Annotated in this window: 6 protein-coding genes; 3 read left to right on the top strand and 3 right to left on the bottom strand. The window is 73.2% G+C overall.

Annotated elements, in window-relative coordinates; translation table 11 throughout:
- The coding region (locus V7050_RS17545) for an acetate--CoA ligase family protein (RefSeq protein ID WP_324410930.1) at positions 1 to 960 on the bottom strand (960 nt) is incomplete at its 3' end.
- Between the two features lie 381 nt (positions 961 to 1341).
- Between V7050_RS17545 and V7050_RS17540 the strand changes: the two genes are divergently transcribed.
- The 3 genes from V7050_RS17540 to V7050_RS17530 all read left to right on the top strand — a co-directional run bounded on the left by V7050_RS17540 (position 1342) and on the right by V7050_RS17530 (position 4220).
- Complete coding sequence (locus V7050_RS17540) at positions 1342 to 2418, top strand: site-2 protease family protein (RefSeq protein ID WP_324365879.1); 1077 nt, start codon at positions 1342 to 1344, stop codon at positions 2416 to 2418.
- A 1-nt stretch (position 2419) separates the two neighbouring features.
- Positions 2420 to 3910: an NAD(P)H-hydrate dehydratase gene (locus V7050_RS17535; RefSeq protein ID WP_324365877.1), complete on the top strand. Its 1491-nt coding sequence runs from the start codon at positions 2420 to 2422 to the stop codon at positions 3908 to 3910.
- A 181-nt stretch (positions 3911 to 4091) separates the two neighbouring features.
- Positions 4092 to 4220 carry a hypothetical protein gene (locus V7050_RS17530; protein ID WP_324365875.1) on the top strand — a complete coding sequence of 43 codons (129 nt, stop codon included), beginning with the start codon at positions 4092 to 4094 and terminating at the stop codon, positions 4218 to 4220.
- A 109-nt stretch (positions 4221 to 4329) separates the two neighbouring features.
- On the opposite strand, the gene V7050_RS17525 is transcribed toward V7050_RS17530, so the two are convergent.
- Together V7050_RS17525 and V7050_RS17520 are read right to left on the bottom strand one after the other, a co-directional pair.
- Positions 4330 to 4848 (bottom strand): AmiS/UreI family transporter, encoded by a 519-nt coding sequence (locus V7050_RS17525; RefSeq protein ID WP_324365873.1) that lies wholly within the window; start codon positions 4846 to 4848, stop codon positions 4330 to 4332.
- Between the two features lie 23 nt (positions 4849 to 4871).
- A partial coding sequence (locus V7050_RS17520) for a biotin/lipoyl-containing protein (RefSeq protein WP_324410928.1) occupies positions 4872 to 5719 on the bottom strand: 848 nt, incomplete at its 5' end.

Here is a 5719-nt window from a genome sequence, read left to right as displayed (position 1 = left end):
GGCGCCGTCGGCGAGCCGGTCGACCGCGAGCACCCCGGCGCCGCCGCCGTTGGTGACGATGCCGAGCCGGGCGCGGTCGAGCGGCCGGAACCGCGCCACCGTCTCGGCGGCGGCGAAGAGCTCCGCCAGCCCGCGCACCCGCAGCACGCCGGCGCGGTGCAGCGCCGCCTCCACCACCGCGTCGCCGCCCGAGAGCGCCCCGGTATGGGTCGCGGCGGCCCGCGCGCCCTGCTGCGAGCGCCCGGCCTTGACGGCGATCACCGGCTTCAGCCGCGCGGCGGCGCGGGCGGCGGAGAGGAACTTCCGCGCCTGGGGGATGCTCTCGCAATAGATCAGGATCGCCCGCGTCTTCGCGTCCCCGGCGAGCAGGTCGAGATAATCGCCAATGTCCACGTCCGCCATGTCGCCCAGCGAGACGATCTGGCTGAAGCCGATGCCGCGCTCCGCCGCCCAGTCGATCAGCGAGGTGGCGATCGCCCCCGATTGGGAGAGGAGCGCGAGATTGCCCGGCGCCGCCCCCATATGCGCGAAGCTCGCGTTGAGCTTGGCCGGCGGCACGATGAGCCCGACACTATTTGGGCCGATGATGCGCAGAAGATGCGGCCGCGCGGCGTCGAGCATCGCCTGGCGCAGCCCGTCGGCGGCGCCGACGCCCGCCGTGATCACCACGGCGGCCTTGCAGCCCGTGGCGCCGATCTCGGCGACGAGCCGCGGCACGGTTCCGGCCGGCGTGACCACCACCGCGAGATCGGGCACCTCCGGCAGGTCCGCGGCGCGAGCGAGGCAGTCGAGCCCCATGACGCGGCGATGCTTGGGATTGACCGGCCAGACCTTGCCCTCGAACCCGCCCGCGAGGATGTTGCGCATTACCACGGCACCGACCGAGCCCGCGCGCTCCGTGGCCCCGAAGACCGCCACCGAGGCCGGCGCCAGCGCATGGTGCAGGTTGCGGATGGTCATCGCTCAGCCCCCCTCCTGCCTGCATACCCGCGACGCGGCAGCCGCCTTCTGGCCCCGGAGAGTTGCGCCTGCCAACGCGACCCCGTCCGCCTGAGTTTCGACGGGGCCCGGCATCACCATCAGGCCCGGCGGGCACCGCCGGGCAGCGCCCGCCCCGCCCCCCAGGCGGGCGCTCCGCACCCGCCCGGGCCGGGCGCTGCCCTCGTCTTGTTCTCGGACGATCGAAGAAGAATGAATGAGCTCCACATGCGATGGTCCCGCCCCGTCCCCCCACCCGCGGCATTCTTGCGCAGGCCGCCGGTTCCGGGGCACCATAGCGCGGTTCGGACGGCCGGACATGATCCGTGTCAAGCCGCCGGGGCAAGAGCGGGGTTCTCGCGCATGAAATGGTCCGCAAGGCTCGGCCGATTCGCCGGAATCGACGTCTACGTCCACGTGACCTTCCTGCTGCTGCTGGCCTGGTTCGCCTTCGTCTCCTGGAACGAGACCGGCACGCTGGCGGGCGTGCTCACCGGCCTCTCCCTGATCCTCCTGCTCTTTCTCTGCGTCGTGCTGCACGAATACGGCCATGCGCTCACCGCGCGGCGCTTCGGCATCGGCACGCGCAGCATCACGATCCTGCCCATCGGCGGGCTCGCGCTCCTCGATTCCATGCCCAAGGACCCGCGCCAGGAGATCCTCGTGGCGCTGGCCGGCCCGGCGGTGAACCTCTTGATCGCCGCCACGCTCTGGCTCGGCCTCGCGGTCGCGGGGCGCGCCGGCGCGCTGACCGGCACCGATCTCGCCGGCGGCGCGATCCTGCCGACCCTGCTCGCGGCCAACCTGCTGCTCGCGGTCTTCAACATGCTGCCCGCCTTTCCCATGGACGGCGGACGGGTGCTCAGGGCGGTGCTGTCCTTCCGCATGGACCGGGTGCGCGCGACGCGACTCGCCGCGCGCATCGGCCAGGCGCTGGCAATCCTGCTCGGCTTCCTCGGGCTCACCGGCAACCCGTTCCTCGTGCTGATCGCGGTCTTCGTCTGGATCGGCGCGGGTGCCGAGGCGGGCGCGGTGGAGGCCGAGGCGCGCCTCGCCCACCAGCCGGCCGGGCGGGCGATGATCACCGACTTCCAGACCATCGCGCCCTGGCACAAGCTCTCGCGCGCCATCGACCTTACCCTCGCCGGCACCCAGAAGGACTTTCCGATCGTCGAGGACGGCCGCATCGCCGGGGTCCTGACCCAGGCGGCGATCCTGCGCGGCCTGCGCGACCTCGGCCCCGACGGGCTCGTCAGCGAGGTCGCAGCACCGGTCGAGACCGCCGATGTCTCGACCTCGCTGGCGGTTCTGCTGGAGAACCTCCGGGCGAAGGACGCCCGGCTGGTCTGCATCACCCGCGGCGGCCTGCTGGCGGGGATCGTCGATCTCGACAACATTACCGAATACCTGCGCATCCAGGCCGCGCTCGAGGCGCATTGACATGATCGAGCTCCTGACCGCCGCCGAGATGGCCCGGGCCGACGCGCTGACCATCGCCGGGGGCGTGCCGGGCATGACGCTGATGGAGGCCGCCGGAGGCGCGGTGGCCGAGGCCACCGCCGCTCGCCACCCCGAGGGCCCCGTGCTCGTGGTGGCGGGGCCGGGCAACAATGGCGGCGACGGCTTCGTCGCGGCGCGCCGCCTGCGCGCGGGCGGGCGCGACGTCCGGGTGCTGCTCCACGGCGATCCCGCCCGGCTGCGCGGCGACGCGGCGATCGCGCGCGAGCGCTGGTCGGGGGCGGCCGAGCCCGCCGAGCTGCCGTTGCCCGAGGCGGCGGTGATCCTCGACGGGCTCTTCGGCGCCGGGCTCGACCGGCCGGTGACCGGCGCCGCCGCCGGTCTCGTCGAGGCGATGAACGCCGCGCCGGCGCCGGTGGTCGCCATCGACCTGCCGAGCGGGTTGCACGCCGACAGCGGCCAGCCGCTCGGCGTGGCGGTCGCGGCGGATGCCACCGTGACCTTCTTCCGCAAGAAGCCCGGCCATTTGCTCCTGCCCGGCCGCGCGCTCTGCGGCGCGCTGCATCTCGCCCAGATCGGCATCCCCGAATCCGTGCTCGGCGAGATCCGCCCCGCCGCCTTCGAGAACGCGCCCCCGCTCTGGTCCGGCGCCCTGCGCTTCCCCGGCCTCGCCGACCACAAGTTCAGCCGCGGCCATGCCCTCGTCGTCTCCGGCCCCATGAGCCGCACCGGCGCCGCCCGGCTCGCGGCGGGCGCGGCCCTGCGCGCCGGCGCCGGCCTCGTGACCCTCGCGAGCCCCCCCGGCGCGCTGGCGGTCAATGCCGCGCATCTGACCGTGGTGATGCTGCGGCGCATGGAGGATGCCGCGGCCCTCGCCGCGATCCTGGCCGACCCGCGCTTCACCGCCGTCGCGCTGGGGCCGGGCATGGGCACGGAGGCCCCGGAGCGGGACCTGGTGCTGGCGGCGCTCGCGAGCGGCGCGGCCGCAGCGCTCGACGCCGATGCGCTCACCGTCTTCGCGCCCGATCCCGATGCGCTCTTCGCCGCGATCCGCGGCCGCGCCGCCCCGGTGGTCCTCACGCCGCACGGGGGCGAATTCGCCCGGCTCTTCCCCGATCTCGCCGAGCGCCCGAAGCCCGAGCGCGCCCGCGCGGCCGCGACCCGCAGCGGTGCCACCGTCGTGCTCAAGGGCGCCGATACCGTGGTCGCCGCGCCCGACGGCCGGCTCGCCATCAACGCCGAGGCGCCGCCCTGGCTCGCGACCGCCGGCTCCGGCGACGTCCTGACCGGCATCGCGGCCGGAATGCTCGCCCAGGGCATGCCGGGCTTCGAGGCCGCCGCCGCCGCGGTCTGGATGCATGGCGCCGCCGCCCACCACGCCGGCCCCGGCCTCATCGCCGAGGACCTCGCCCCCGCCCTGCGCCCGGTGATCGCCGGACTCCACGGCCGCCGACAGACCGCAGGCCTATCCTGAACTGGGGCAGCCATCGCGCCCCGGCGATGCCGCTTGGTGTCGTGAGAAGCCTGCGCACCGAAGGGCGAGGCGGATGCCGGAACACCGCCGTGCGGGATCGGGCGGGCACCCTTCAGCCCCGCGCTCGATGTGCGGCCTCGGCACCCGGCCCACCCAAACCCCATCCTAACCGCTCGCGCCGATGGTGCACCGGCGCCAGATGGCGGCGCTGAAGGACGCGCTGGCGCCGCCCCTCGCCGAGCGCCACGCCGCCCCGGTCGTGACCCTCGCGCCGCGCTCGGGCCCCCGGTCGCGCCCCGGCGGCACCTGACGCCATCGCGCAGGAGACCCCCGAAACGCAGGCCGGATTCACCGCGTTAACACTTTTCTTCAACCATTCCAGTATGTTGCATCATGTCCTAGTGAGGACATTGTCCGGGTCAGCCCCCGAGCCAGCCCTCGAGCAGCAGGTAGCCCGGGATCCAGCCATTGACGATGCCGCTCAGCAGCGTCACCCAGGCGGTCGCGCGCAGGATCGGGCGTTGCCGGGCGAGAAGCAGGAAATACATGAACCAGAGCACCGCCCAGCACGCCCAGTTGAACGCCAGCCACGCGCCGGTGAGGCCACGCGCGGTGACGGCCGCCTCCACGGTGACCGGCACGACGGTCACGGCGACGAACAGGCTGAACCAGCCGAGGCCGCGCCCGTCCACGTCGCTCAGCCGGTTGTGGGCGACCCAGAAATAGGTGGTGGCGAACAGGAGCGTCAGCGCCGCCTCCCGGATCGATCCGGCGTCGGCGCCCGCGCCGAAGGCCAGCGCGACGGCGACGCTCGTGGCGACCACGCCGGTGACCACGTTGATCACCACGATCTCCCGGTCGCCGATGCGTCCGAGCATCCAGATCCCGTTCAAGAACAACACCGCCCCCACATAGAGCAGCACGAGGCCCAAAAGCACGCCTTCTCTCCCTGTTGCGCCGGTCAGTCCAGCGTCAGCTCCACCAGCAGATCCTTGGAATCGACCTGCGCCCCGGGCGCGACGTGCAGCGTCTTCACCACGCCGGGCCGGTCGGCATAGAGCCCGGTCTCCATCTTCATCGCCTCGATGGTCAGCATCAGGTCGCCCGCCTGGACCGCCTTGCCCTCGGAGACCGAGACGCTCGCGATCACGCCTGGCATGGGCGCCGCCACCTGCGCGGGATTGCCCGCCTCCGCCTTGGGCCGCCTGGGCGCCATCGCGCGGGCCTGGCGGTCGGGGACGCGCACGGTGCGCGGCTGGCCGTTGAGCTCGAAGAACACCCGCACGTCGCCCTCGGCATTGGTCTCGCCGACCGCCTGGAGCCGGATCTCGATGATCTTGCCGGGATCGATCTCCACCGAGATCTCCTGGCGCGGCTCCATGCCGTAGAAGAAGACCGGCGTGGGCAGGGTCCGCACCGGGCCGTAGTCCTGATGCCGGTGCAGGTAGTCCGTGAAGACCTTGGGATACATCAGGTAGCCACAGAAATCCTCGTTATCGACCTCCGTGTCCCCCGCCTCCGCCTTCAGCGCCGCACGCAGGGCGCCCAGATCCGCGGGCGGCATCAGGGCGCCGGGCCGGCCGGTCTCGGCGGGCTCGCCCTTGAGCACCTTGCGCTGCAACGCCTCCGGCCACCCGCCCGGCGGCTGGCCGAGATCGCCGCGCATCATGCCGACGACGCTCTCGGGGAAGGCCACGTCGACCTCCGGATCCTCGACCTCGGCCCGCGTCAGCCCCTGGGCTACCATCACCAGCGCCATGTCGCCGACCACCTTCGAGGTCGGCGTCACCTTCACGATGTCGCCGAACA

This window comes from Amaricoccus sp. (assembly GCF_036846665.1).
Classification (GTDB): Bacteria; Pseudomonadota; Alphaproteobacteria; order Rhodobacterales; family Rhodobacteraceae; genus Amaricoccus.
The sequence above is the reverse complement of the archived record's forward strand: the minus strand, read 5'-3'. Positions and strand labels throughout refer to the sequence as shown.